At 66.2% G+C, this 24,904-nt stretch carries 21 protein-coding genes; 8 read left to right on the top strand and 13 right to left on the bottom strand.

Annotated features, from left to right (window positions below; translation table 11 throughout):
- Window positions 1–118 precede the first annotated feature (118 nt).
- From BIWAKO_RS01880 to BIWAKO_RS01865, 4 genes are all read left to right on the top strand, one after another.
- Window positions 119–2,524, top strand: coding sequence for a multicopper oxidase domain-containing protein (locus BIWAKO_RS01880; protein WP_069877097.1), 2,406 nt, complete (start codon window positions 119–121; stop codon window positions 2,522–2,524).
- Window positions 2,525–2,592: 68 nt separating this feature from the next.
- Entirely contained in the window at window positions 2,593–3,564 is a 972-nt protein-coding gene (locus BIWAKO_RS01875; RefSeq protein ID WP_069877096.1) for an SCO family protein, read from the top strand.
- A 124-nt stretch (window positions 3,565–3,688) separates the two neighbouring features.
- Entirely contained in the window at window positions 3,689–4,624 is a 936-nt protein-coding gene (locus BIWAKO_RS01870; protein ID WP_084651110.1) for a type II secretion system protein GspK, read from the top strand.
- A gap of 24 nt (window positions 4,625–4,648) precedes the next feature.
- Window positions 4,649–5,170: a prepilin peptidase gene (locus BIWAKO_RS01865; protein ID WP_069877094.1), complete on the top strand. Its 522-nt coding sequence runs from the start codon at window positions 4,649–4,651 to the stop codon at window positions 5,168–5,170.
- A 64-nt stretch (window positions 5,171–5,234) separates the two neighbouring features.
- Here BIWAKO_RS01865 and BIWAKO_RS01860 read toward each other — a convergent pair whose 3' ends face one another.
- Genes BIWAKO_RS01860 through gspG form a run of 4 tightly spaced genes read right to left on the bottom strand, consistent with a single transcriptional unit; the run spans window position 5,235 to window position 8,086 of the window.
- Window positions 5,235–5,786, bottom strand: a complete 552-nt coding sequence (locus tag BIWAKO_RS01860; protein ID WP_069877093.1) for a hypothetical protein — start codon at window positions 5,784–5,786, stop codon at window positions 5,235–5,237.
- The gene (gspM, locus tag BIWAKO_RS01855; RefSeq protein ID WP_069877092.1) at window positions 5,771–6,331 is read right to left on the bottom strand and encodes a type II secretion system protein GspM; all 561 of its coding nucleotides are present in this window, start codon (window positions 6,329–6,331) and stop codon (window positions 5,771–5,773) included. Before gspM ends, BIWAKO_RS01860 begins: the two co-directional genes overlap by 16 nt.
- Before the next feature lies 1 nt (window position 6,332).
- On the bottom strand, window positions 6,333–7,430 hold the full coding sequence (locus tag BIWAKO_RS01850; RefSeq protein ID WP_069877091.1) for a PilN domain-containing protein: 1,098 nt from the start codon (window positions 7,428–7,430) through the stop codon (window positions 6,333–6,335).
- Window positions 7,427–8,086 (bottom strand): type II secretion system major pseudopilin GspG, encoded by a 660-nt coding sequence (gspG, locus tag BIWAKO_RS01845; protein ID WP_371331732.1) that lies wholly within the window; start codon window positions 8,084–8,086, stop codon window positions 7,427–7,429. The genes BIWAKO_RS01850 and gspG overlap by 4 nt, the downstream gene beginning before the upstream one ends.
- Window positions 8,087–8,480: 394 nt before the next feature.
- Between gspG and BIWAKO_RS01840 the strand changes: the two genes are divergently transcribed.
- On the top strand, window positions 8,481–9,038 hold the full coding sequence (locus BIWAKO_RS01840) for a peptidylprolyl isomerase (RefSeq protein WP_201788603.1): 558 nt from the start codon (window positions 8,481–8,483) through the stop codon (window positions 9,036–9,038).
- A 109-nt stretch (window positions 9,039–9,147) separates the two neighbouring features.
- On the opposite strand, the gene BIWAKO_RS01835 is transcribed toward BIWAKO_RS01840, so the two are convergent.
- From BIWAKO_RS01835 to argH, 4 genes are read right to left on the bottom strand one after another with little or no spacing between them, the layout of a single operon-like run.
- The gene (locus BIWAKO_RS01835; protein WP_069877090.1) at window positions 9,148–9,978 is read right to left on the bottom strand and encodes an ABC transporter substrate-binding protein; all 831 of its coding nucleotides are present in this window, start codon (window positions 9,976–9,978) and stop codon (window positions 9,148–9,150) included.
- A 21-nt stretch (window positions 9,979–9,999) separates the two neighbouring features.
- Complete coding sequence (locus BIWAKO_RS01830) at window positions 10,000–10,779, bottom strand: amino acid ABC transporter ATP-binding protein (RefSeq protein WP_069877089.1); 780 nt, start codon at window positions 10,777–10,779, stop codon at window positions 10,000–10,002.
- Window positions 10,776–11,669: an amino acid ABC transporter permease gene (locus tag BIWAKO_RS01825; RefSeq protein ID WP_069882082.1), complete on the bottom strand. Its 894-nt coding sequence runs from the start codon at window positions 11,667–11,669 to the stop codon at window positions 10,776–10,778. Before BIWAKO_RS01825 ends, BIWAKO_RS01830 begins: the two co-directional genes overlap by 4 nt.
- Window positions 11,666–13,081: an argininosuccinate lyase gene (gene argH / locus BIWAKO_RS01820; protein WP_069877088.1), complete on the bottom strand. Its 1,416-nt coding sequence runs from the start codon at window positions 13,079–13,081 to the stop codon at window positions 11,666–11,668. Before argH ends, BIWAKO_RS01825 begins: the two co-directional genes overlap by 4 nt.
- Before the next feature lie 97 nt (window positions 13,082–13,178).
- Here argH and BIWAKO_RS35170 point away from each other — a divergent pair, with 97 nt between their 5' ends.
- Window positions 13,179–14,168 carry a LysR family transcriptional regulator gene (locus BIWAKO_RS35170; RefSeq protein WP_069877087.1) on the top strand — a complete coding sequence of 330 codons (990 nt, stop codon included), beginning with the start codon at window positions 13,179–13,181 and terminating at the stop codon, window positions 14,166–14,168.
- Window positions 14,169–14,205: 37 nt separating this feature from the next.
- Here the strand turns inward: BIWAKO_RS35170 and BIWAKO_RS01810 are convergent, their stop codons facing one another.
- Complete coding sequence (locus BIWAKO_RS01810) at window positions 14,206–16,086, bottom strand: TRAP transporter large permease (RefSeq protein WP_069877086.1); 1,881 nt, start codon at window positions 16,084–16,086, stop codon at window positions 14,206–14,208.
- A 213-nt stretch (window positions 16,087–16,299) separates the two neighbouring features.
- On the opposite strand from BIWAKO_RS01810, the gene BIWAKO_RS01805 reads away from it, so the two are divergent.
- Both BIWAKO_RS01805 and BIWAKO_RS01800 read left to right on the top strand, forming a co-directional pair.
- Window positions 16,300–17,013, top strand: coding sequence for a spermidine synthase (locus tag BIWAKO_RS01805; protein WP_069882081.1), 714 nt, complete (start codon window positions 16,300–16,302; stop codon window positions 17,011–17,013).
- A 45-nt stretch (window positions 17,014–17,058) separates the two neighbouring features.
- Window positions 17,059–18,216 carry a winged helix-turn-helix domain-containing protein gene (locus tag BIWAKO_RS01800; RefSeq protein ID WP_069877085.1) on the top strand — a complete coding sequence of 386 codons (1,158 nt, stop codon included), beginning with the start codon at window positions 17,059–17,061 and terminating at the stop codon, window positions 18,214–18,216.
- A 22-nt stretch (window positions 18,217–18,238) separates the two neighbouring features.
- Here BIWAKO_RS01800 and BIWAKO_RS01795 read toward each other — a convergent pair whose 3' ends face one another.
- The 4 genes from BIWAKO_RS01795 to BIWAKO_RS01780 all read right to left on the bottom strand — a co-directional run bounded on the left by BIWAKO_RS01795 (window position 18,239) and on the right by BIWAKO_RS01780 (window position 24,903).
- On the bottom strand, window positions 18,239–19,333 hold the full coding sequence (locus tag BIWAKO_RS01795; RefSeq protein ID WP_069877084.1) for an NADH:flavin oxidoreductase/NADH oxidase: 1,095 nt from the start codon (window positions 19,331–19,333) through the stop codon (window positions 18,239–18,241).
- A gap of 125 nt (window positions 19,334–19,458) precedes the next feature.
- Entirely contained in the window at window positions 19,459–20,415 is a 957-nt protein-coding gene (locus BIWAKO_RS01790; protein ID WP_069877083.1) for an AEC family transporter, read from the bottom strand.
- Between the two features lie 148 nt (window positions 20,416–20,563).
- Window positions 20,564–21,898: a YncE family protein gene (locus BIWAKO_RS01785; protein ID WP_069877082.1), complete on the bottom strand. Its 1,335-nt coding sequence runs from the start codon at window positions 21,896–21,898 to the stop codon at window positions 20,564–20,566.
- An 83-nt stretch (window positions 21,899–21,981) separates the two neighbouring features.
- Window positions 21,982–24,903: an FAD-binding and (Fe-S)-binding domain-containing protein gene (locus BIWAKO_RS01780; protein ID WP_069877081.1), complete on the bottom strand. Its 2,922-nt coding sequence runs from the start codon at window positions 24,901–24,903 to the stop codon at window positions 21,982–21,984.
- Window position 24,904: the final 1 nt, after the last annotated feature.

Raw genomic sequence — 24,904 nt, 5'->3', positions numbered from 1 at the left:
ACCAAGGTCACGGACTTTGGTTCCATGCGCGGGCCGACCTTCGCCCCTTCAGTTGCTTCCTCCTGAAAACTAGAATTCTTGCGATGATTGGCACGTTTTCAGCTCGGGGGAGGCGGTCGTGTATCTTCCACGCGAAACCAACGGCATCCGGTTGAGAGAAGCTCAGCGAGCCCTCGAGAACCGGCTCGAGATCGTCAAAGCCCTCTCGCTGGGCGAAATCACCAAACGCGACCTGCTGCGGTGGGGCTTTTTCACCGCTGGCGGGCTGCTGATCGCGAAGAATGGGCTCAGCCCCTTCGCCAAGAGCGCCTATGCCCAGGTCCCGACCGGGGCGCCACGCAGCCCCACCTTTGGCGCGGCCAAATTTCACGACGCCATGCGGCGGCCCGAGGTCCAGAAGCCGGTCCCGCTTCAGCGCATGTCGAATGGCGATGCGGCCTGGCAGTTCCCCTCGGGGGGCCAGGAACCACCAGCCAGAGCCTTCTCCTATCACACTGATTTCAGCAGCTCCCGGGGCGCTTTGTATCGCAACCCGGTGACCGGGGTCGGACCGATGGAAGGGCGCCCGCCCGGTGAGTTCTTCGCGCATCAGCGGTGGGAGGAACTCTATCCGAAGCAGGGCTATCTGCTGTCGATCGGACAGGCCCGGGTGGGCAACAAGTTCTGCGACGGCATGCCGGACCAGAACCCGAACGCGATGTGGAGTTTTGGCTCACGGCAGCCCGGACAGTCCGGCAACATGGCCGGTTCGCGTAACGGTCTCGGAATGCCGATCCTGATCAAGGCGCGCTATGGCGAGCCGGTCCTGACCCGGATGTACAATGATCTCCCGGTCGACAGGGCGGCCAATGGCGGATTTGGCCGGAACGAGATCTCGATCCATTTCCATAACGCCCATAACGGCGCCGAGAGCGACGGCGCCTGCAACGCCTTCCATTTCCCCGGGACTTTCTATGACTATCACTGGGGGATAACGATGGCCCGGCGCGACATGCCGAGCGTCTGGCCGACGGGCGACCGCGACTATGTGCGCAAATGCTCGGGGCCCGACGATGGCGATGGTCTCGTCCCCGTTCCCGGAGATTTCCGGGAAATCCAGGGCAGTCTCTGGTTCCACGACCACCGCTTCTTCTTCACGGCGGAAAACGTGCACAAGGGAATGGCGGCGATCTGCAATTTCTATAGCGGGCCCGACCGTGGGCGTGAGGATCTCGACGACGGCATCAACCTGCGGCTGCCGAGCGGCTCGCAGCTGAAATGGGGAAATATCGATTTCGACGTCAACATGGTCGTCACGAACCCGGCCTTCGACGCCGATGGCCAATGCCGCTTCGATATCTTCGATACCGACGGCTTCCTCGGCGACATGCTCTGCGTCAACGGCACCTATTATCCGCATTTCGAGGTGCTGCCGCGGCGCTACCGTTTCCGCTTCCTGAATGCCTCCATGTCGCGCTTCATCAAGCTCGCTCTGGGCGTGAACAAGAGCGCGCGGTTCTCGCAAGGCACGAAGGTGCCGTTCTACTTCATCGCCAATGACGGGAACCTGGTGGTCAACCCGATCCTCCTCACCGAGTTGGACGAGCAGGGGGTTGCCGAGCGCTACGACATCGTCGTCGATTTCTCAGCCTTCGCGCCGGGCGACAGCGTCTATCTCGTGAATCTGCTGAAGCAGACCGATGGACGCAAGCCCAGTGGGGCCGTCGCGATGGCAAAGGCCTTCAAGGGGGATGACAACGACCCCTGCGTCGGCCCGATCCTCGAATTCAGGATCGTCAGCCAAGTCCAGAGCGTCGACAATCCCGGCAAGGTCTACAACGCCAATAATCCGATCGACAAGGATCGCAGCGCCAACTTTGCCGATCCCGAGTGGCGAACCGGGGTCAAGTCGCTGACCACCCAGATTCCGATCGTCGCGCCGGTTCGCGAGCGGGTCATCGAGTTCGGCAGGTCGGGGGATGGCGATTCACGCGCGACGGCGGACGGGCAATGCATACCCGATTGCGGAGACACCAAGTCCTTCCCCTGGAGCATCAAGGTCAACGGTCAGTCGGCGCACTCGCTCAACGCCAACCGCATCTCCGTCCTGATCCCGAAGCCGGGCGAGGTGGAACACTGGACGCTCGTCAATGGCGGGGGCGGCTGGGACCATCCCATCCATCTCCACTTCGAGGAGGGCGTCACCATGGACCGGGGCAACCTCTCCATTCCCGATACCGAGCGCCTGGTGCGCAAGGATGTCTGGCGTCTGCGGCCGTCCGGAAGGGTGAAATTCCAGGTGCGCTTCGGTGAGTTCGGTGGCGCCTATGTGAACCATTGCCACAACACGGTTCACGAGGATTTCGCGATGCTGCTGCGCTATCAGCTGCTCACCCCACCGCCCGGAGACCCCAACTACAAGGGGCAGCCGCAATACGTGCCGACGATGACGCCGATCCCGACACCCAACGGCGTGGTCTGGAAACAGCCCGAGATTCTGCCGGAAGGTGATCCGAGGGTTGTGAAGGTTGCGACCAAGACCTGAGCGGCCGTCACGGCTCCGAGGGTCTGGGCCGAAATCGAGACCGCATTCGTAGGATAGAGGGGCCGTTCATGCTGAAACGACTTTTTGCGATCAGCGCCATTCTTGCACTGTTTGGAAGTGTCGGCGGCAGCATTGCGGCCCCTGGCGGCTCGCCGTGGGGGCCGGGGTATCTACCCAATATCCCGGTCATCACGCAGGACGGCAAGACGCTGCAATTCTACGATGATGTGATCAAGGACAAGATCGTCGTCGTCAGCTTCATCTACACGACCTGCAGGGACATCTGCCCGGTGATGACGGCGCGCCTGGCGCAGGTGAAGGACAAGCTCGGCGATCTCGTGGGCAGCCGCATCTTTTTCGTCTCGATCAGCATCGAGCCGGAGGTCGACACTCCCGACAAGCTCAAGAACTATGCCGAAGTATTTCAGACCGGGCCGGGCTGGGTCTTCCTGACCGGCAATCCCGCCGACATCACCGTGCTCCGGCACAAGCTCGGCGAGCGCAGCCGAAAGGTGTTCGAGCATCGCAGTGATATCATGCTGGGCAATGACGTGACCGGCGAGTGGGCCAAGGATTCGGCTTTCAGCGATCTCAATACGCTTGCCATGACGATCAAGGCCATGGATCCCGACTGGCGCAACCAGATGGGCAGTGCCGAGGCCGCCGCGGCAGGCGCTGCGGCTGCGCGCGGCGAGCGTCCCATTGCGGCGACCTCGACGGGATTGCCTGGCCAGGCCCTGTTCATCAAGGCCTGTGCCGCATGCCACACCATCGGCAGCGGCAAGCGCGTCGGTCCCGATCTCCAGGCGCTTACCGCGCGGAGGGACCGCGACTGGATCGTGAACTATCTCATGGAGCCCGACCAGATGCGGGCCAAGAAGGACCCGATCGCCGTCGAGCTGTCGGGCGCCTACAAGATCCGCATGCCGACGCTCGGGTTGTCGAAGAATGATGCGGCCGATCTGATCGCCTATGTCGACGCCATGTCCTATGTCTCTGCGTCGAACAAGAAAGACTCCCATGCGGGGCATCGTCACTGACATGCATCCGACGTGCCGATGGTTCCCTGCCGATGGCCCGCAATCACCTCGCACGCTTTGGGAATGACATTTCCGGAGGGCGGCGCCACAGTTCCCGGGTCCTTGCCTTGGATTCGGGCGGCAGATGATGAGAGCGTGGCCGGGCCGCTATCCCCATAGTCGGCCCGCGGGAAACCCGAGGGCAGCGGATCGCGCGAAAAGCCGCGGGGATGGCGGTTTTGCGCTGCTCGTCGTGATCTGGGCGACCGGGATCCTCGGCCTGCTGTTCATGACCTATATCGTGGCGGCGCGCTATCGCGCCATCGAGGCGGCGAGCCTGTCGCAGCATGCCCGCGCCGAGGCCATGGCGAATATCGGCATCAAGATCGCGATCCTCGATCTTCTCTCCGGGACCTCTCAGGGGGGGGCTCGCAGCGGCCGTTTCGGGGCTGACGGGACACCAGTGGGCTGCAGTTTGGAGAATGGCTGGACGTTGGCGATCTCCGTCGCGGACGAAGGCGGCAAAGTCGATATCAACACCGGCAACCTGGAACTGGTCGATGCACTCATTCGCGGCGTGAGCGCGAACGGCGAGGCGGCAACCCTGATCGTACGTAACATCCGGGGGTTGCGCGAGCTCACGGAGCAGGCGGGCAGCGCGGCATCGTCAGGGTCGTCCTCGGTGCGGGCGCTGAAATCCGTGGTCGAGCTCGATCAAATTCCTGGTATGAGCCGAGATCTGTTCCGGGCACTCCTGCCTTTGATCACCGTCAATTCCGGGAGCACGGGGTTCGACCCCACGGTTGCCCCGCTGCCATTGCTCGTCGCCCTGGCGCCCGGAGGCGCTGCACTGTCGCGGGACGTCGCGCGAAGGGATCTGCCGGCCCTCTACATCTCAGAAACGGCAGGCAGGGCCTTCCTGATCGGGAGCGAGGCACTCACCGGCTCCGGCGTACGTTTCGCGCGCGACGCTGTCGTGGAAATCTCGCAGGACCTGCCGACGGGCTATCGCATCCGGGAATGGCGCGAAGGGGCGTCGCGTTCGGATGATGGCGCTGGCGGGCGGTTGCCGCCATGCTGAAACATCGTCCGTAAGGGCTGGCCGATGCCGGATCTCTCTCACCTTGCGGCGCTGGCGGTTCTCGTCGGACTGACCTGTTACGCCGCGGCCATCGATCTCCGGCAGATGATCATTCCCGATCCGGTCAACCTGGCGATCTTCGTATCCGGGATCGCGGCATCCGTCCTTATCGGCGTCACCGATCCGGTCTCGGCGCTCGCCGGGGCTGTGCTCGGAGGTGGAGGTCTCTGGCTCGTGCAGCGAGCTTTTCGGGCCTATCGCGGCTACGACGGACTCGGGCTCGGCGACGTCAAGTTCGCTGCCGCTGCAGGGACCTGGACCGGCATGGAAGGCCTCGCCTTCGCCCTCGTCCTGGCTTCGCTTTCGGCTCTGCTTTACCTGCTGGCGCGCCGCCTCCTCGATGCCAGCTTCGACGCCCGGCAGCCATTGCCCTTCGGCCCGTTCCTGGGGGTGGGTGTCGTGTCCGTCACCGGCTTCGCAATCCTGACCGGGGCATCAGTGGCCGAGATCATCGATGCCTGGCTATGGCGGTTTCACGGCGGCTAGGGCATCGGCCCGAAAAGTGGATTGCGGTTTTCGCGACAGCCGATGCAACCACGGAAGGTTTGGATCAGCGCGTCACCGTGGCCGACTGGCCCTGCGCGCGGGCATGGAGAGGCAGCGTCACCTGCCTTGCTCCACGGGCCAGTGTCACCATCTCGGGATTGATCGATGCGACGATCCACCCCTCGTCGGTTGCTTCGCCCAAGGCAAACCACCGCCCGGCTTCGCGCAGTTGCCGGCGCAGCAGCGCCTTGCTCAGGCCGGAGGAGACGACGACCCCACCGATCAGATAACTCGGCGGTGGTTCGAAGGCCGGGCTCGCGACCGGCTCAGGCGCGGGAGCCCTGGCGACAAAGCTTGCCGGAGGTCGCCTGCTGGGCGAGAACAGTGGCCTCGCATTCAGCATGCCGGGCTGATAGCGCGGCGCCTCCGCCGGCGGCACGAGCGCATCGCTTGCGATGGCTGCGGCCTTTGTCACCGCGGAAGCGGGCGGGGGCTCGATCGGGTCCGCCAGGCTTCGCCACGCGAAATTCATGGCGAGGGCCGCCATCGCGGCGAGGCCTGCGAATCCTGCGGCCTTGGCGAGGCCGGCCCTGCCGATACTCAGCCCTTTGACCATCGCGTCACCCCATAGATCTCGATCGTGACGCCCAGTTTGTTGTCGCTGGCCTGCACCTCGTTCGGCGCTGTCAATTTTGCGTTCCGGATGAAGAAGAACGAAGGGCCGTCTTCGAGACTCGACAGGACTTCGGCGACGCGCGGCGTGGCAGCGGTGAACTCGACCCTCGCTCCGATCATGCGATGGCCGGACCAGTTGCGCGGCGGCAAGGTCGTCACCGAATTGAAGCTCACCTCGTGCTGGTCGGCGATTTCGCGGAGCCGGGTCAGCAGGTCGGCGGTCGAAAGGCTCTCGGTATCGCCCTGGAGGAAGCGCCGCCTGGCCCCGTCGACATCATCGGGCTTCAGAGAGGACAGCGATTGCCTGCGCGCAACGGCCGAACCGAGATGCTCGATCATGACGGCGCTCTGCGTGATCTGGGTTTCCTGGTCCCGCAGGATCTGGAGGGCGGGGTCGATGACGAACAGGTAGATCCCAGCCAGGATCAATCCGTTCGCAGCGATGAAGGCGGTGAAGCGGGTCCAGCTCTTGATATGTCGCCACATCTCATTTGCCCTCTTCGGCCGGGAGCCGGGCCTTGCGAAGGGTGGCGCGCAGCGAAAAGTTCTCCTTGCCCGTGGCGCGGTCGAAGACGAGTGGGCCGGAAAGGGTCGCATTGTGCAGGATCGGCGATTCCTCCAGCAGCTTGATCAGGGCCGGAGCCGCATCGGAATAACCGGTCGCGCGCAGATTGGCGCCGGTGATCTCGATCTCCGTCAGGAAAGTTGAATCCGGAAGGATGCGGGAGAGTTCGTCCCAGACCTGAACGATGCCGGGTATGCTGCGCAGTGCAGTCAGCCGCGAGACGTCATCAGCGAGCCCAAAGACGGACCTGAGGCTTTCTGCCGACTGCTGGGCGGGCCCAGAGATCTCGGCAATCTCCGCCTCCATGCTTTTGAGGAGCTGGGCCTGCCGCCAGGCGAGGGCGAGATACCCGGTCACAGCGCCCAGCACTGCGAGCAGAACGAGCGCGATGGCGATCCGCTTGAACCAGGGGGAGGGTGTGTGTGGCTTCTGTGCAAATGGGACGGAAACCGGGGGCAGGCCTTCGAAGGCGGGGCCCTCCAGTGTCGCGATCTCGGACGGAGCGACGGCGAGGCGGGCCAGGATCTGATCGAGAACCGCGCGGGGAAGCAGGAGATAGCGCAGTTCGAGCTTGCCGGCGGCTGCCCCCCTCAGATCATAGCCGACAAAGACCTCGTCGGGCTTCAGCGGTGTTTTCCGCGCGATGTTCTCCCGAACGATGCCTTCGGCCCGTGTCTGGGCGCGCCGCGGGATGACGAGCGACTGGGCGATGGCCTGCGGAGCCGAGAGCACGAGCCGGATTCGGCTGCTGGGCGCGAAGGAGGATGCCTGCTCCTTGCAGCGGTTGAGCACGCTGCGGCTGTACTCCGCCCAGTTCGCACGCTCGGCAAACAACTCCCGGCCATCGGGGGCGCAGAGCGTAATGGTGACATGGTCCTCGGCAGGGCGGACGACGAGCCGCAGGAAGCGGTCAGGCTTGGCCCACCTGCGGAGCGCATCGGGAAGCGATGCCCTTAGTTCCTTGACCCAGAATTCCGCGATGGAGGCGATCCCGGAACTCAAGCGACGGGAGCCGGTCATCGGGTCACGTTTCCACTCGTCGAGGAAAGCTGCCTTTGCGCCAGGTTGCCCTCGCCTCCGCCCGGTCGGTCATTGCCGGCAATGGTGATCGCGAAACCGCGCCCATCATTCTGCACGGCATAGCCATACGGCCTGCCCCACGGGTCGCGCGGGACGGTCGAGCCCTTGAGATAGGGGCCGTTCCAGGTTCGCAGGTTCGACGGCGCGGCAACCAGCGCCTGGAGCCCCTCCTGTTCCAGCGGGTAGCGGCCGTTGTCGATGAAGAACAGTTCCACCGCGTTCGAGAGCGTCGTCGCCTGGATGCGCGCGGTCGAGACCTTGGCATCGGTGAGATAGCCCACGACGCGCGGGCCGATCAGGCCGACGACCAGGCCGATGATGCTGAGGACGACGAGCACTTCGACGAGGGTGAAGCCGGCCTGGCTTCGTCCCTTGTGCTGATGACGGGGGGCCGCAGCCATCCCGCGGGGCGGTTGGTGCAGCGGGCCTGCTGAAATCGGGGGCTTGAGACGATGCGGATCCTGCTGATCGCCGCGTCCCGCAAGCGGAACCGCCGCCGGCGTGCTTGACGATTGCGCTTCCGGTCGCCAGCCAGCCCGCAGCTTCGCTGCGCTGGCCAGCATGGTGGCACGCATGCTGTCTGTCATCTTGGTCATGCCATCCCCCGCAGTCGAAGCCAGGCCGAAGGGCGTCTATGGCGGGAACGCCGCCACGACGACCAACCTGGCGCACGGCTCGGGGAAACGCCTCGATGCGCAGGAGCCAGCCCCGCCGGAGGCCATTCGATGCGTGAGGAACAGGCGCCGTATCACGTCGGGCGCTCCCTTCCGTGGTTCCCGATTATATCCCTCTTCGCCAGCGGTTTGGAACGGACCTTGGTCTGATGAGCTTGCCTGCGGCTCACGCTCGAAACGTCGGATGAAACGCTTGCCCAACCGGGCGGAAGGCCGATGGTTTCGGCAGACAGGCCACTGCGCGATACTGGCGCCTCGATCGAGTCGTCTGGCCGCGTCCATGCAACTCGATCTGAGTTCAGCGGGACAGAAAGCAATGGCAGGTCAGATGTTCGATGACGCTCTCGTTCAGGTTGAGGTCGAGACGCCGGAGGGGGCGTTCCTCCTCGCCATCGACGCGGCGCGTGCGCCGCTGACCGCACGGAATTTCCTCGCCTATGTCGATGGCGGGCTCCTCGACAATGCCTCGGTCTATCGGATCGTGACACTGGCCAACCAGCCGCCCGCCACCGAACACAAGATCGAGGTCATCCAATGGGGTTGGCCGGCGCCCGCCGACGAGCGCGAGCCACCCTTTCCGCCCGTGCCGCATGAGCCGACATCGGTGACCGGGCTGCGCCATCTCGACGGCACGCTCTCGCTGGCGCGGCTCGCGCCCGGCACCGGCGGCCATGGCTTCTTCATTTGCATCGGCGACCAGCCGGAACTGGATGAAGGCGGCGGTCGCAACCCGGACAGGGCGGGCTTTGCGGCCTTCGGCAAGGTGATCGCAGGGCGCGACACGATTCAGCGGATTTTCGCGCGGGCCGAGCCGGTCGAATATCTGGAGAAGCCGATCCGGATCCTGCGCGCGCGGCGCCGGATGCAGGCCTGAACGCGCCATACTCGCATCAAAGCAGATCGCCCCGCGAACTGGGTTCGCGGGGCGATCGTGGACGGTTGTCCGGCCCGGCCGGCAGGCGCCGGACAGGGGCTGAAGGGGCTTACTCGCCCTGGTTCATCACGATCGGCTTCAGCACATTGCTGGGCAGGCCGTATTTGGCGATCAGCGCGTCATAGGTACCGTTCGCCTGGAGACGATCGAGCGCACCCTTGACCGCATCGCGCAGCTGTGTGCCCTCGGCGGTCTTCGGGAAGGGGATGCCCGTCAGCGAACGGGTGAAGGGCGTGCCGAGCGGCACATAGGTGTTGGGCTCGAGCTTCTGGTTGTGGCTCATCGTCTCGCTGCCCTGGACGCCGCCCTGCAGGCGCTGCGTCTTGAGCTGCGTGCGCGCATCGACCGAGCCCTCGGTGCCGACGACGTTGATCGCCGGCTTGCCCTTGGCGACGCAATTGGCCTCGCTCCACTCGCCGATCTGGCGGGGCCAGTTGGTCGAGCGGCTGGCGCCGACGCTCTTGCCGCAGAGATCCTCAGGCGTCTTGATCGAGCCGGCAAGCGCGGTGACGGTGTAGAACTGGGCGCCCGAGACCATGTAGTCGATGAAGTCGGCAGTCTCGCGACGGGCCGGCAGGTCGCTCATGCCGGCCATGACCATGTCGACACGGCCGGTATGCAGCGACGGCAGCATCTGGGCGAAGGCGGTCTCCTGCCACTCGGCCTTGACGCCGAGTTCCTTGGCGATGGCCTCGCCGAGCTCGTAGTCGAAGCCGGTCATCGTGTTGGTGGCCGGGTCCTTGTAGACGATCGGCGCATAGTTCGGCTGGGTCGCGATGATGATCTTGCCGGCGGTCTTGATGCGCTCCGGCAGGGCCTGGGCCTGGGCGGACAGCGCGGTGGCGGCGAGCAGCGTCGCTGCCAGAGTGAAACGAAGCATCGGGTTCTCCTTTTTGACCGATTATTTCAGAACGGCGGCGATGAAGTCGCGCGTGCGGGCCTGTTGCGGCGCCACCAGAACGGCATTTGGCGGGCCGCGCTCGACGATCTCGCCCTTGTCCATGAAGACGACGTCGGTCGCGACCTCGCGGGCGAAGCCGAGTTCATGCGTGACGACGATCATCGTCATGCCGCTGGCCGCGAGATCGCGCATCACGGCGAGCACTTCGCCGACGAGCTCGGGGTCGAGCGCCGAGGTCGGCTCGTCGAACAGCATCAGCTTCGGCTTCATCGCCAGCGCCCGGGCGATCGCGATGCGCTGCTGCTGGCCGCCGGAGAGCTCGATCGGGTAGGCGTTGCGCTTCTCGGAGAGACCGACGCGGGCGAGCAGCTTCTCTGCCTCGGCGATCGCCTCCTGGCGTGGCCGCCTCAGCACCGTGACAGGGCCCTCGATGATGTTCTCGAGCACCGTCATGTGGTTGAACAGGTTGAAGCGCTGGAAGACCATGCCGGTCGAGAGGCGCTGGCGCGCGATCTCGGCGTCGCTCAGTTCATGTAGCTCGTCGCCCTTGATGCGATAGCCGATCAACTGGCCATCGACCCAGATCGCGCCCTGGTCAATCTTCTCGAGCTGGTTGATGCAGCGCAGCAGGGTGCTCTTGCCGGAGCCCGACGGCCCGATGATGCATTGCACGGTGCCGGGCGCGATGGTCAGCGAGACATTGTTCAGCGCGCGCAGGTCGCCGAAGCGCTTGGTGACATTGGCGGCGGCGACGATCGCGTTTGCGGGGGAGGCGTTCATGCTCCGGCCTCCTCGACGATCTGTGGCTTGGCACGGCGGTCGCCGCGCCCCTTGGAGAAGTAGCGCTCCAGGAAGAACTGGCCGATCTGCAGCAGGGTGACGACGATCAGGTACCAGCCGGCGGCGACGATCAGGAGCTCGATGACGCGGGCATTGGCATAGTAGATCGTCTGCGCGTTGCGCAGGATTTCGGAGAACTGGATGACGCTGGCGATCGAGGTCAGCTTGACCATGCTGATCACCTCGTTGCCGACCGGTGGGATGATGACGCGCATCGCCTGCGGCAGCACGATCCGCCTGAGCGTCGTCAGCCGCGTCATGCCGATCGACTTGGCGGCCTCGGTCTGCCCGACATCGACGGAGAGAATGCCACCACGCACCACTTCGGCGGTGTAGGCGCCCTGGTTCATGCCGAGCCCGAGCAGCGTCGCCATGAACGGGCCGATGATGTCGATGGTGCGCCACTCGACCAGGCCGGGGATGCCGATCGTTGGGAAGACCAGCGCGAGGTTGAACCAGAGCAGGAGCTGCAGCAGCAGCGGCGTGCCGCGGAAGAACCAGATGTAGAACAGCGCGACGCCGCGCAGCACCGGGTTCGGCGACATGTACATGATGGCGAAGATGACGCCGAGCGCGATGCCGAGCGCCATGGCGCAGGCGGTCATGATGATGGTGTTGACGAGCCCGCTCAGGATCGCGGGCGCGGTGAAGAACTGCCCGACGACCTTCCAGTCGATCTGGCCTTCGGCGAAGGCCTTCATCACCCAGGCCAGCGCCAGGATGATCAGTGCGGCAGCGATCCAGCGCCCGTAATAGCGGCGCGGCACGAGCTTCAGCCCGGCGATCCCGGCAAGGTCACGCCCTATTCCAATTCCGACTGCGCTTGTCATCGCTGCGCTCCGCGGGTCCATACGTCAAAATCCGCGAGCCAGCTGCGGAACCGGGTGATCTGCTCGGCAACGCGCGCTGGTGCGGTGCCGCCAAAGCCGCTGCGGGCGGCCACCGCGGCATCAAGGGTGAGACAGGCCCTTACATCCTCACCGAGGCGCGGATCAATGGCGCGGAGCTCGATCGGATCGAGTTGTTCGAGCTCGCGCTCCATTTCCTCGCAGTAGCGAACCAGTGTGCCGGTGATCTCGTGAGCTTCGGCAAAGGGCACGCCCTTGCGCGCGAGATAGTCGGCAACCTCGGTCGCCAGCGCGAAGCCGGTTCCGGCCTGCGCCCGCATCACGTGGGGATGCGCCTCCATGCTGGCGATCAGCCCGGCGAAGGCCGGCAGCACCTCGCCCAGCACATCGACGGCATCGAACGCGGTGCGCTTGTCCTCGGCGAGATCGCGATTATAGGCGAGCGGCAGGCCCTTGAGGGCGCCGAGCATGGTGACGAGATCGCCGGTCAGCCGCGCCGCCCGGCCGCGCGAAATCTCGGCGATATCCGGGTTCTTCTTCTGCGGCATGATCGACGAGCCCGTGGCGAAGGCGTCGTCGAGCGTGACCCAGCCGAACTGGCGCGAGGTCCAGAGCGTAACCTCCTCGGCCAGCCGCGAGAGATTGGTCGCGAGCATGGCGGCGACGAACAGGAATTCCGCGACATGATCGCGCGCGCCAACAGCATCGACCGAGTTTTCGCAGGGCGCGTCGTAGCCGAGTGCCCTGGCGCTGAGTTCGGGCGTCAACGCAATCGCCGAGCCGGCAAGCGCCGCCGCGCCGAGCGGCGACTGGCCGGAGCGGCGCACCCAATCCTGCAGGCGCGAGGCGTCGCGGGCGAGAACCTGGCCATGCGCCATCAGCCAGTGGCCGAATGTCACGGGCTGGGCGCTCTGCAGATGCGTGAAGCCCGGGCAGACCGAGGCGGCGTGGGTTTCGGACTGGGTCGCGATGGCGTCCAGCAGCTGCGCCAGCATGGCGCCGATCAGGCGAACCTGCTCGCGCAGATAGAGTTTCAGGTTGTTGGCCGCCTGGTCGTTGCGTGAGCGGCCGGCGCGAAGCTTGGCCCCGGCGTCGCCGATCCGGGCGATCAGGACGCGCTCGACGAACGTATGGACATCCTCGTCATCGGCGCTCGGGCACAAGGTCCCGGCCTGGACCTCCTGCGAGATGGCTTCGAGGGCGGCAATGATCGCCTCCATTTCGGCGGCGGTGAGCAGGCCTGCGCGCAGCAATTCCGCTGCATGGGCCTTGCCGCCGGCGATATCCTGGGGGGCGAGACGGGCATGGGCGCTGGCGGCGCTCGAGAGCCGCATCAGCCGCGGATCCGGCTGCTTGCGGAAGCGGCCGCCCCACAGGCGTGTCGTCTGGTTCATCGCTCTCCCCTTTGGTCTTTTGCAAAGACTGCCCCTTGACCCGTCAGCCAGCAAACGAAACGATCTCCGAAGGGTAGTCCAAAAAGGAATAGCTATTGTGGCCGGCAATCGCCTCCCGCCATCGACGACGGGACTCAGGGTTTTCCTCGCGGTTGCGCGGCTTGGCTCGACCGCGAAGGCCGCCGTCGCGGTCAATCTGACGCAGAGCGCCGTCTCCAAGCAGATCCAGGCGCTCGAGGAGCATCTCGGGACGACGCTGTTCGAGCGCACGCCGCAGGGGCTGAAGCTGACGGAAGCAGGCTCCATCTATAACCCCTATGCCGAGGCTGCGATCGAGCAGATGGAGCGCGGCGCGCGGCGCCTGAGCGAACGCGCCGCCCAGGGGCGGCCGATCCGCCTCCACATGATCGCCATTGCCGGGGAACGCTGGCTGATGGAGCGCTTTCCGGTCTTTGCCCAGGCCCATCCCGAGATCGACGTGCAGTTCACCAATTTCGTCAGCGAGGAGGAGACGGAGGAGCCCGATATCGACATCGGCCACCAGAGCGGGCCGCTGCCGGGACGGGAGTCGCATTATCTCTTCGGCCGCCAGGTCGCGCTCGTGGCCGCCCCCTCGCTGGTCGAGCGCATGGGCGGCTTCCAGCGTCCGGCCGATATCCAGAAGATGACCCTGCTCCAGCACTTCCAGATGCCGACCTTCTGGGCGGAATTCACCGAGACCCATGGCCTGCGGGGCGCGGTTCCCGCGCATACCGTGCGTTACGGCTATTATTCGGTGATCATCCGCGCGGCGATGGCGGGGCTCGGCGTCGCGCTCGCGCCACGCTGCTATGTGGCGGAGGAACTGGCTTCGGGCGCCCTGATCAACCCGCTCGGTCTCGGCTTCGAGAGCGCAACCGGATGCTGGCTCACCTTCAGCCCCAACACCGAGCACCGGCCGGGCTTCGAGGCGCTTGTCGCCTGGCTGCGCGAGGAGGCGGCGATCTTCGAGGCGGCGACGCTGGCCAAGGCGGCCAATGATGCGTCGGCTGTCGCCGCCAGCACTGCTCCGGTGGCCCGGCAGGCAAGACGAGGCAGCGCGTCCTGAGCCGCGCTTCCGTCCCCGATGGCCTGCAGGATCAGCGCTACAGGAAGCCGGTCGAGATCCACGGCACGGCGGCGACGATCGCGAGGCCGATGAGCAGGGCGAGCATATAGGCCCCGATATATTTCAGGCCTTCGTCCGGATTGACCTTGCTGATCGCGCAGGCGCCGTAATAGCCGACGCCGAAGGGCGGGGCGAAGAGCCCGATGCCCATCGCGAGAACGACCACCATCGCATAATGGACCTCGTGCACCCCGACCTGCCGGGCGATCGGGAAGAGCAGGGGGCCAAACAGCACGACCGCGGGGATGCCTTCGAGCACGCTGCCGAGGATGACGAAGGCGAGGATGGAGATCGCCAGGAAGCCCCAGGTGCCGCCGGGGATCGCAGCCATCATCCGGGCGAGATCCTGCGAGAAACCCGATTGCGTCAGGCCCCAGGCCATCGCCGTGGCGCAGCCGATGATGAAGATGATCGCTCCGGTCAGCGAGGCGGTGTCGACCAGCATCTTGGGCAGGCGCCGCCAATCGAACTGGCGGTAGAGCAGCAGGCCGGCGAGCACGGAATAGGCGATGCCGATGGTCGAGACTTCGGTCGCCGTGGCGACACCTTCGACGACCGCCGCGCGGATGACGAAGGGCAGGGCGATGGCCGGCAGCGCGATCAGCGCGAGCTTGCCGATCTGCCGGCGCGACTGGTGCACGACATGGCCGAGGTCTTCGTGGCGATACCGCCACCTGACGACGCAGCAGAGCGCGATGCCGAGCACCATTGCCGGCAGCAGGCCGCCGGTGAACAGGGCTGCGATCGAGACGCCGGTAACCGAGCCGATGGTGATCAGCACGATCGAGGGCGGAATCGTCTCGGTCTGCGCGCCCGTTGCCGAAAGCAGGGCGACGAGATCCCCCGGCGCCGCGCCGCGCGCCTTCATTTCGGGGAAGAGCACCGGTGCGATCGCGGCCATATCGGCGATCTTCGAGCCCGAAATGCCGGACACGAGATACATCGCGCCGATCAGCACATAGGACAGGCCGCCGCGGACGTGGCCGAGCAGCCCGGCCAGGAACTCGATCATGGCACGCGCCATGCCGGTCATCTCGATCAGCGCGCCGAGGAAGATGAAGAGCGGCACGGCGAGCAGCATGATGTGGCTCATGCCCTCATCGAGCCGTCCGACCATGACGATCAGCGGCGTCGAAGTCGTCAGCGCGAGATAGCCGAAGGTTGCCAGCGCAAAGGAGAAGGCGATCGGCACGCCTGAGAAGACGTTCAGCGCGACGACGCCGACGAAGAAGATCACGAGATTCAGCTTGCCGAGGGGCTTCAGGGCAGGGCCCGCAAGCCAGAACAGCAGCAGGAGCGCGACCGTCAGGGCTATCGCGATCAGGGCCGGCTTGAAGGAGGGCAGGCGCAGCATCCGGCAGAAGGCCACGACCAGCATCAGGCCCATGCCGGCCGGGATTGCGGCCGCGCGCCAGGCATTGGTGATTTCGAGCGCCGGGGTGACGATGAACGCCTCCTCCTCGGCATATTCGAGCGCATGCGGCAGGAGCAGCAGCAGGAAGGCGATGCCGGCGGTGATCGCCAGCGCTTCGAGGCAGGCGCGCGTCTGCGGGCCGACCCGGGTGACCAGTCCGGTCATGCGCATATGCTCGCCGCGCCTGAGCGCAACCACCGCGCCCAGCATCGAGAGCCAGAGAAACAGGATCGAGGCCAACTCGTCCGACCAGACCAGCGGTGCGTGGAAGACGTAGCGCGCCATGACGCCGGCGCCGAGCAGGCCGATCTCGATAACGACGAGCATGGCCACGACCAGTTCGACCAGGCCGCCGACGCCTCGGTCGACGAGGCCGACAGCGCGGCCGAGGCCGCTGGAGGGTCCGATGGCAGGCGCTTGCGACGCTGCGGCCTGAAGCTCCATGACGTTTCTTCCAGTCGTTGTTTTCGTGCCTTATAGGCGCGTGCGCAGCATCAGGCGAGCGCCATGGCCAACCTGTACCCGGGCAACGGGTATTCGCTGGAGTCCGGCCTGAATGCTGCGATTCCACGAGGCGGGAATTGCGCGGCCGGCGCTGCTATGCTGTTGCGGGAGGCTGCCACCCAGAAGCCTTGCCGCCAGAAGCCGAGTGAGCCCGTGATTCCCTGGATCCAGATCGATAGCGCGACAATGCCGGGCGGCGGCGGCGAGATCCGCCTCAAGCAGCGCGGCACGGAATTCTCGATCATGCTGGGCGCGATCGAGCTGATGAACAGCCGCCTCAGCGGCTCGGAGGAGGCGTTGGCAACGCTGGTCGCGACGCGGCTTGCCGGCCGGCGCGAGCCCCGTATCCTGATCGGCGGGCTCGGCATGGGCTTTACCCTGCGCGCGGCGCTGGCGGCATTCGGGCAAGGCGCGCAGATCGTGGTCTCGGAACTGGTGCCGGCCGTCGTCGCCTGGGCGCGCGGTCCAATGGCTCAGGTCTTCGGCGATTGCCTCACCGATCCGCGCGTCGCCATCCGCGAGGAGGATGTCGCCCGGACGATCGGCGCCGCTCCCGCGGGGTTCGATGCGATCCTTCTCGATGTCGACAATGGCCCGGAGGGGCTGACGCGCCGGGCGAATGACGATCTCTACGACATGGCGGGTCTCGCCGTTGCACGCGCGGCCCTGCGACCCGGCGGTGTCCTCGCCGTCTGGTCGTCCGGTCCCGACCATGGCTTCACCCAGCGCCTGCGCAAGAGCGGCTTCGCCGTGGAAGAGGTGAAGGCGCGCGCCAACGGCAAGCGCGGCGGCGCAAGGCATGTGATCTGGCTCGCGACCCATCCCGGTGTCGTCCAGGCCGAGCGCGCCAGGAGGGCCGGGTCATGATCGCTCCTGACAGGAGGGCGCACGCCGCGCCGCTATAGATCCGACATGCCGAGACGCCCGCCAAAACCCCTCTCGATTAGCCCGTCGCAGGCCCGCCGGACCTGGCTGCGCGCCCAGCGGCTCGACACGCTTGCTCCCTTTGGCGACGGCGCCCAGGCCACGCCGGCGGCGGTCGACCATCTCGGATACGTGCAGATCGATACGATCAATGTGATCGAGCGCTGCCATCATCACATCCTGTGGACGCGCATTCCGGACTACCAGCGCGCGCATCTGCACCAGGCCCAGAGCGTCGACAAGAGCGTCTTCGAATACTGGACGCACGCGCTGGCCTATGTCCCGACCCGGGATCTGCGCTTCTTCCTGCCGGAGATGAAGCGGCGGCGCGAAAACCCTCCGAGCTGGTTCAATTCGGTAACGAACGAGGACCTGCGCAAGGTCATGGGCCGCGTTCGACGCGATGGCGCGCTCTCGATCCGTGACATCGACGATGATGTGCTCATCGAGAAGGATCATGCCTGGGCGAGCCGCAAGCCCTCGAAACACGCCCTGCAGCTCGCCTTCTTCAGCGGTGCGCTGACGATCTGCGAGCGCGCCGGCATGCTGAAGAGCTACGAGCTTCCGGAGCGGCATTTCGGCTGGGAGCGCGCTCCACGCCCGGCGACCGAGAAACAGGTTCTCGACTATCTCCTCGACCGGGCCTTGCGTTCGCAGGGCATCGTCAGCCTCGACTCGATCTGCCATCTCGACGCGCCGCGCAAGCCCGCGATCCGCGAGCTGATCGAGGCCAGGCTACGCCGCAGAACGCTCGTGCCCGTCACGATCGAGGGAGCGGGAAAGCAGGAGCATTGGGCGCAACCCGCCACGCTCGAACCGACGCCGGCGCCGGATTCCGAGCTGGTCCATATCCTCTCGCCCTTCGATCCGCTGATCATCCAGCGCAAGCGGCTGAAGCTGTTCTTCGGCTACGATCACCTGTTCGAGGCCTATGTGCCGAAGGAGAAGCGGGCGATGGGATACTTCGCCCTGCCGGTTCTGGTCGGCGACGAGATCGTCGCGGCGATCGACCTCAAGGCCGACCGCGCGAACGGGACGCTTCTCGTCCAGCAATGGAACTGGGTGGGCAAAGGCTCTCCCGGGCAGCACAAGGCGGCCATCGAGGAGGCGTTGCACCGGTTCGAGCGCTTCCAGCTGGAGACTTGATCCAGCCGGCTCAGGCCTGCGTTCAGCCGAAGAGATTGCGGAACTGCCGCGGCTGGGAGCGCAGGTACTGGTTCGGCGCCTTGACGCTGGCGCCGAGATGGGCGGCGGCGTGCCAGGGCCAGCGCGGATCGTAGAGGATGCCGCGCGCGAGCGCGACGAGATCGGCATCGCCGGTGCCGACGATGGCTTCGGCCTGATCCGGCTCGGTGATCAGGCCGACCGCGATGCTCGGCAGATTGGTCGCCTGCTTCACGGCCCGGGCGAAGGGGACCTGGTAATTTGGCCCAAGCGGGATCGCCTGTTTGGCCGAGAGGCCGCCGCTGGAGACATGCATGAAGCTGCCGCCGCGCGCCTCGACCGCCCTCGCGAAGGCGACGGTCTGTTCGACGTCCCAGCCGCCCGGGACCCAGTCGGTGCCGGAGACGCGGAAGCCGACCGGAATCTCTGCCGGGACCGCGGCCCGCACGGCGTCATAGACTTCGAGCGGCAGGCGCATCCGGTTCTCGAGAGAGCCGCCATACGCGTCCTCGCGCTGGTTCGAGAGCGGCGAGAGGAACTGGTGCAGCAGATAGCCATGGGCGGCGTGCAGCTCGATTGCCTGCAGGCCGAGCCGGACGGCGCGTTTCGCCGATCCGGCGAAATTCTCGCGAATGCGCGCGATGCCTGCGAGATCGAGCGCCAGCGGCGCGCGCGGGTGGTCGCCAAACGGAATGGCCGACGGGGCAAGCGTCTGCCAGCCGCCTTGGTCGAGCCCGAGCTGGCCGCCGCCGGTCCAGGGCGCAGCCACCGAGGCTTTGCGCCCGGCATGGCCGAGCTGGATACCGATCGGCATATCGGAATGCGCGCGGACTGCAGTCAGCGTCCTGGCCAGGGCCGCTTCCGTCTCGTCCGACCAGAGGCCGAGGTCGAGCGGGCTGATCCGGCCTTCCGGCTCGACGGCTGTCGCCTCGATGAACATCAGCGCGGCGCCCGACAGGGCGAGATGGCCAAGGTGGATCGTATGCCAGTCGGTCGCCCGGCCGTCCTCGGCCGAATACTGGCACATCGGCGCGATGACGATGCGGCTGGCGAGTTCGAGACCGCCGAGCTTGTACGGGGTGAAGAGCTGGCTGGTCATGGTGCCTCCGGCGGTTCCATCGCGCCGCGCGGACGGACCCGCCGACCGGCTGCTTCTAGCCGTCTCGCCAAGCCGCTGACTACAGGCAACAGCGCAAGGGCACGGTTGCAGTTGCGAAGAGAGCGCTACGGCGCTCCCGCGGCAGCCGAGATCAGCCAGATCGCGACGGGGAATGTCAGCGCCGCCAGGGCTGTGGAGAGCACGATCGCGGCCGCGATCGGCCGGCTGTCGGTCTCGAAGCGCTCGGAGATGACGAAGACATTGGCCGCGATGGGCAGGGCCGAATAGAGCACGCCGGCCGTGACCCAGAACGGATCGAGCCTGAGCACGACCGCAAGCACGATCCAGGTCACCAGCGGATGCAGCACGAGCTTGCCGGCGACCAGTGGTGCGATCTTGAGGGCCGGAAGCTTGCTGCCGCCACCGCTCCATTGTCGCGCCGCGAGGCCGAGCGCGAAGACCCCGACAGGCGCCGCCGCATTGCCGAGGAAGGAGAGGAAGCGGTCGATCGGCTCCGGGATCGCGACCCCGCTGACCGAGAGCGCGAGGCCGCCTGCGATCGACAGCATGAAGGGGTTGAGGATCGTGCCGCGAATGAGCCGGCCGGCAATGGCGGGTGCCGAGCCGGCGCCGCGCCCGGCTTCGATCAGCCCGATCGACAGGGGCACGATTAGCGCGGTGTCGCAGATCAGGCCGATCGCGATCGGCGCTGCGGCGCGCTCGCCGAGGAAGGCCAGCATCAGGGGAATGCCGAGGAAGGCGAAATTGCCGCCGACGAGGCTTTGCCCGCGCGAGACCGCATTGGGGAAGGGCAGGGCGCGCAACCGCGTGCCGATGAGGATGCCAAGCGCCATGATCGTCACGCCGATTGCTGCCAGCGCCACGAAGAAGGTCGTGTTCCAGAGCTCGGCGATCGGCTGCCGCGACATCACGCGCAGCACCATTGCCGGCGTCGCGATCATGAAGGCGAAGGTGTTGAGCACTCTGACGGAATCGGGGCCGAATAGCGTGCGGCCGGAAACCAGCGCGCCGAGCGCGATCACCGCGAAGAACGGCGTGCTGGTGGCAAGGAATTGAAGCATTGATTGCGCTGACGACTCGAGAACCCGCACGTCATCCCGGTCGTGCGAGGGATGACGTGCGTTTGTCTGCTCTCTACCAGCCGGGACTTGGCATTGGCCATGCGGCCCGATGCCTGACCGCCCGCCGCCAACGCAGGCGCAGCCCTGATCAGTTCGCCTGGAAGGCGCCGATCATGTAGCTCTCATTGCCGATCTCGGTGACGCGGCCTTTCACCTCGTAGCTCGCGAGATCGACGATCCAGACCACGCTGGAATTCGACTTGCCCTTGGGTGCGCCGGTGATCGCGGCATATTTGCCGTCAGGCGTGATCGCGATGCCGCGCGGGCGGGAGGGTTCGCCGCCGGGCGTCTTCAACTCGACCCGCCTGATCGTTGCCGGCTGCCCGGCGATGGCCTTGGCGACATCGATGATGTCGATGTTGTTCGAGCGGAAATGCGTCGACAGGATGCGCTTTCCGTCCGGCAGGAACGCCGCCACGAAGGGACGTGTCGGCACGGACTTGTCGTCGGTGCCGACCAGCACGCGGGCGACCTCGGCCTTGGCAGGGTCCGACAGCGCCTTCTCGACATCGATGATCGAGACAGTATTGCCGGGCGTGTCGGTCTGCGCGTTTTCGCGCGAGGCATGCGCCACGAGCTTTCCGTCAGGGCTGGTCGAGATGCCGAAGCCACCCGCCTGAACGGGGATGCGCGCGATCTCCGCTCCGGTTTCGCCGGCGATCGCCTTTTGCAGGCTGATCACCGAGATATCGTCCGTGCCGCCATTGGCGCCGAAGATCGTGCCGCCGCCGAGCGGACTGATCGTCACGCCGTTGGTGTCGGGGAAGCAGCCGAACTTCGGATCGGGCGCGCGGTGCGGCACCGGATCGGGAGGACAGGGGAAGCCCGGCTTGCCGAAAGCCTGCTCGACCCGACGAATGACCTTGTTGCTGGCGAGGTCGACGATGCTGATATGGCGGCCGCCATCCTCGTCGCCCTTCTGCTCGGCATGGGCGAGCGCGGCATGCCGGCCGTCCGGGGCGATCGCGAAGCCGGTCGGCCCAAAGCCTTCCGTCTCGATATAGCCCTCGACGGCCGCGAGCGTGCCGTTGCTCGCCGGATCGAGCGCCTTCCTGAGATCGACGATGGTGACCGTGCCGGCATGGCCATGCTGGAAGGCGGCGGCATCTTCCGGCCTGGTGCGGCCGGAATGATTGACCACATAGGCGCGCCGGTAGTCCGGCGCGATGGCGATGGTGATCGGCTGGCCGCTGGAGATCGTGTCGGCCTTGCCGGTCCCGGCAGCGTCGATATCGGGCGTGACGCGGATGCGGTTCACCACCGCCTTCGGCGTCCCGTCATTGGCCGGGTCGATCGCCTTTTCCAGGTCGATCACGAGGACGACATTGTCCCAGCGCCCGCTTGCGAGGAAATAGTCCTTTGCCATGGCGGCCTGTATCCCTCCGGCAGCGATCAGCGCCGTTACGCCAGTCAGAAGCATCATCCTTAGCATCGTCCGTCCTCCTTCGGCCTACCCGTTTGTCCGGGTCCTTGGTTGGGATGCCTGCTCTGGCTCCGGCTTTTGCGTCAGCCCTCCAGAGCCATGTCGAGCACGCGGGCGACATGCAGTGCCTCTCGGCCTGCGCCATCGTGGATCTGGTGTCGGCAACTCGTGCCGTCGGCAACGACGAGGTCCTGTGCTCCCGCCTTGCGCACGGCCGGCAGCAGCGAGAGCTCGGCCATGGCGAGCGAGACATCCATGGTGTCGGCGCCATAGCCGAAGGCGCCCGACATTCCGCAGCAGCTCGACTCGATCGGCCGGACGTCGAGGCCTGGAATCGCGCGGAGTGACGTCTCGACGGCGCCCATCGCTGCAAACGCCTTCTGGTGGCAATGCCCATGCAGATGGGCGACGCGACCTGCCTGGTCCTTCAACGGCAGAGTGGTCACCCCGGACTTGATGTCGGCGGCGAGCAGCTCTTCGAGCAGGAAGGCTGCGCTCGCCGCAGGCTCGACCTCTTCCTTCGGCAGGAGCGCCCCAAACTCGTCTCGGAAGGTCAGCAGGCAGGAGGGTTCGAGCCCGACGATGCGGGCGCCCCCGGCAATATAGGGCGAGAGCGTATCGAGCGTGCGCTTGGCCTCGGTGCGCGCCTCATCGACCAGCCCGGCCGAGAGGAAGGTCCGTCCGCAGCAGAGCGGCCTGCCGCCGTCAGCCGGTTCGACCTTGTGGATGCGATAGCCGCCGGCCGCGAGCACGCGCTCAGCCGCCTCGAGGTTCTCGCGCTCGTAGTAGCGGTTGAACGTATCGCCGAAGAGCACGATGTCGCGCCCGTCGCCCTTCACATCGCTTGCTGTCGCGGGCTTGCCGGCCTGCGCCCAGGACTTGCGCCAGACCGGTAGCGAGCGGCGCGCGCTGAAGCCGAGCCAGCGCTCGCTCAGTTTGGCCAGAGCGGGGATGCGATCGCGCAAATTCATCAGCGGCGCCAGTTTCGCGGCATAGGGCGCATAGCGCGGCAGCCAGGCGATCAGCCGTTCCTTCAGGGGCAGGCCATGGCGCTGGTGATAATGGTGGAGGAACTCGATCTTCATCCGGGCCATGTCGACTCCGGTCGGGCAGTCGCGCTTGCAGCCCTTGCAGGAGACGCAGAGATCGAGCGTCTCCTTCATCTCAGGCGAGGTGAAGGCGTCGGGGCCTAGTTGCCCGGAGATCGCGAGGCGCAGGCTGTTGGCGCGCCCGCGCGTCAGATGCGTCTCGTCCCTGGTGGCGCGATAGGACGGGCACATCGTGCCGCCGGAGAGTTTCCGGCAGGTGCCGTTGTTGTTGCACATCTCGGCGGCGCCGCCGAGCCCGCCCCAGTCGGACCAATCGAGCGCGGTTGCGGTCGGGATCGGCGTCGCATAGCCCGGCGGAAACCGCATCAGGCTGCGATCGTCCATCTTGAGCGGCCGCACGATCTTGCCGGGATTCAGCCGGTTCTCCGGGTCGAACCCGTCCTTCACCGCCTCGAAAGCGCGCGTCAGCGGGCCGCCGAACATCGGTTCGACGAATTCGGAGCGGGAAATGCCGTCGCCATGCTCGCCGGAATAGGAGCCCTTGAACTGGCGTACGAGATCGCAGGCGGCCTCGGCGATGCCGCGCATCGCCTTGACCCCGGCCTCGTCCTTCATGTTCAGGATCGGGCGGACATGCAGGCAGCCGACCGAGGCATGGGCGTACCAGGTTCCGCGCGTGCCGTGACGGTCAAAGAGCTCGGTCACCGCGTCGGTATAGTCGGCGAGATGTTCGAGCGGGACGGCGCAGTCTTCGATGAACGAGACCGGCTTCCCGTCGCCCTTCATCGACATCATGATATTGAGGCAGGCTTCGCGTACCTCCCAGACCGGCTTCTGCCGTGCCGGTTCGACGACCTCGACGACCGCGTCGGCAAAGCCGTGATCGGCCATGCACTGGTCGAGCCGCTTCAGGTCGCGCTTCAGCACTGCTAGATCGTCGCCGGCGAATTCGACCAGCAGCAGGCAGTTCGGTTGACCCCTGGTGATGTCGGCGAGCGTCCGCACGAAGAGCGGGATATCGGCGCCGAGCACCAGCACATTGTTGTCGACGAGCTCGACCGCGACCGGACCCAGCGCCACGATATGCTGCGTCGTCTCCATCGCCGCGCGAAAATCCGGGAAATGGCAGACGCCCATGACGCGGTGCGTCGGCAGGGGTGAGAGCCTGAGCGTCGCCTCGGTGGTGATCGCGAGCGTGCCTTCCGAACCGACCAGCAGATGCGACAGGTTCGGCCGGGCCGGGAGCAGCTCGTCGAGATTGTAGCCGCCGACCCGGCGCTGCACCTTCGGGAAGATGCGCTCGATCTCGTCGCGGTGCCCGTCCGCCAGGGACAGCATCCGCGTCATCAGGTCCCGCGCCCTGACCGAGGCATTGTCGCCGACCGGGTTCTCACCCAGCGCAAAGGCCTCGCCGTCATGGAACTGGGCCCGCAGGGCGATGACATTGTCGACCATCTTGCCGTAGCGCAGCGAGCGCGCGCCGGAGGAGTTGTTGCCGGCCATGCCGCCAATGGTGCAGCGGCTCGCGGTCGAGGGCTCGACCGGGAAGAACAGGCCGTCCTTCTTCACATGGCTGTTGAGTTGCTCCAGCACGATGCCGGGCGCGACCGAGACCGTGCGAGAGGCCGGGTCATAATCGCGGATCGCGTTGAAATGCCGGCTCATGTCGAGGATTAGCGCATCGCCGATCGGCTGGCCGTTCTGCGAGGTGCCGCCGCCGCGCGCGATCACCGGGACGCCATGTTCGGCCGCGATCTGCAGTGCGGCAGCGATATCGGCCTCGCTCTTCGGAAAGGCGATGCCCTGCGGGATGATCTGGTAGATCGACGCGTCGGTGGCATAGCGCCCGCGCGTGAAGGCGTCGAAGCGGACCTCGCCTTCGAGCGCCTGGGCCAGGCGTCGTTCCAGCCCGAGATTGCGCGAGCCCTGTTTGGCGAGGGGGGCGGCATGGGTCATC

The sequence above is a fragment of the Bosea sp. BIWAKO-01 genome (genome assembly GCF_001748145.1).
In the GTDB taxonomy this organism is placed as follows: domain Bacteria; phylum Pseudomonadota; class Alphaproteobacteria; order Rhizobiales; family Beijerinckiaceae; genus Allobosea.
Note: the sequence above shows the minus strand (reverse complement) of the source record. Positions and strands in the feature narration are given on the sequence as shown.

Coding starts and splice junctions, on each gene's coding strand:
- BIWAKO_RS01875 (WP_069877096.1), top strand. CDS start 2,593: ATGCTGAAACGACTTTTTGCGATCAGCGCCATTCTTGCACTGTTTGGA.
- BIWAKO_RS01870 (WP_084651110.1), top strand. CDS start 3,689: ATGATGAGAGCGTGGCCGGGCCGCTATCCCCATAGTCGGCCCGCGGGA.
- BIWAKO_RS01865 (WP_069877094.1), top strand. CDS start 4,649: ATGCCGGATCTCTCTCACCTTGCGGCGCTGGCGGTTCTCGTCGGACTG.
- BIWAKO_RS01860 (WP_069877093.1), bottom strand. CDS start 5,786: ATGGTCAAAGGGCTGAGTATCGGCAGGGCCGGCCTCGCCAAGGCCGCA.
- gspM (WP_069877092.1), bottom strand. CDS start 6,331: ATGTGGCGACATATCAAGAGCTGGACCCGCTTCACCGCCTTCATCGCT.
- BIWAKO_RS01850 (WP_069877091.1), bottom strand. CDS start 7,430: ATGACCGGCTCCCGTCGCTTGAGTTCCGGGATCGCCTCCATCGCGGAA.
- gspG (WP_371331732.1), bottom strand. CDS start 8,086: ATGACCAAGATGACAGACAGCATGCGTGCCACCATGCTGGCCAGCGCA.
- BIWAKO_RS01840 (WP_201788603.1), top strand. CDS start 8,481: ATGGCAGGTCAGATGTTCGATGACGCTCTCGTTCAGGTTGAGGTCGAG.
- BIWAKO_RS01835 (WP_069877090.1), bottom strand. CDS start 9,978: ATGCTTCGTTTCACTCTGGCAGCGACGCTGCTCGCCGCCACCGCGCTG.
- BIWAKO_RS01830 (WP_069877089.1), bottom strand. CDS start 10,779: ATGAACGCCTCCCCCGCAAACGCGATCGTCGCCGCCGCCAATGTCACC.
- BIWAKO_RS01825 (WP_069882082.1), bottom strand. CDS start 11,669: ATGACAAGCGCAGTCGGAATTGGAATAGGGCGTGACCTTGCCGGGATC.
- argH (WP_069877088.1), bottom strand. CDS start 13,081: ATGAACCAGACGACACGCCTGTGGGGCGGCCGCTTCCGCAAGCAGCCG.
- BIWAKO_RS01810 (WP_069877086.1), bottom strand. CDS start 16,086: ATGGAGCTTCAGGCCGCAGCGTCGCAAGCGCCTGCCATCGGACCCTCC.
- BIWAKO_RS01800 (WP_069877085.1), top strand. CDS start 17,059: ATGCCGAGACGCCCGCCAAAACCCCTCTCGATTAGCCCGTCGCAGGCC.
- BIWAKO_RS01795 (WP_069877084.1), bottom strand. CDS start 19,333: ATGACCAGCCAGCTCTTCACCCCGTACAAGCTCGGCGGTCTCGAACTC.
- BIWAKO_RS01790 (WP_069877083.1), bottom strand. CDS start 20,415: ATGCTTCAATTCCTTGCCACCAGCACGCCGTTCTTCGCGGTGATCGCG.
- BIWAKO_RS01785 (WP_069877082.1), bottom strand. CDS start 21,898: ATGATGCTTCTGACTGGCGTAACGGCGCTGATCGCTGCCGGAGGGATA.
- BIWAKO_RS01780 (WP_069877081.1), bottom strand. CDS start 24,903: ATGACCCATGCCGCCCCCCTCGCCAAACAGGGCTCGCGCAATCTCGGG.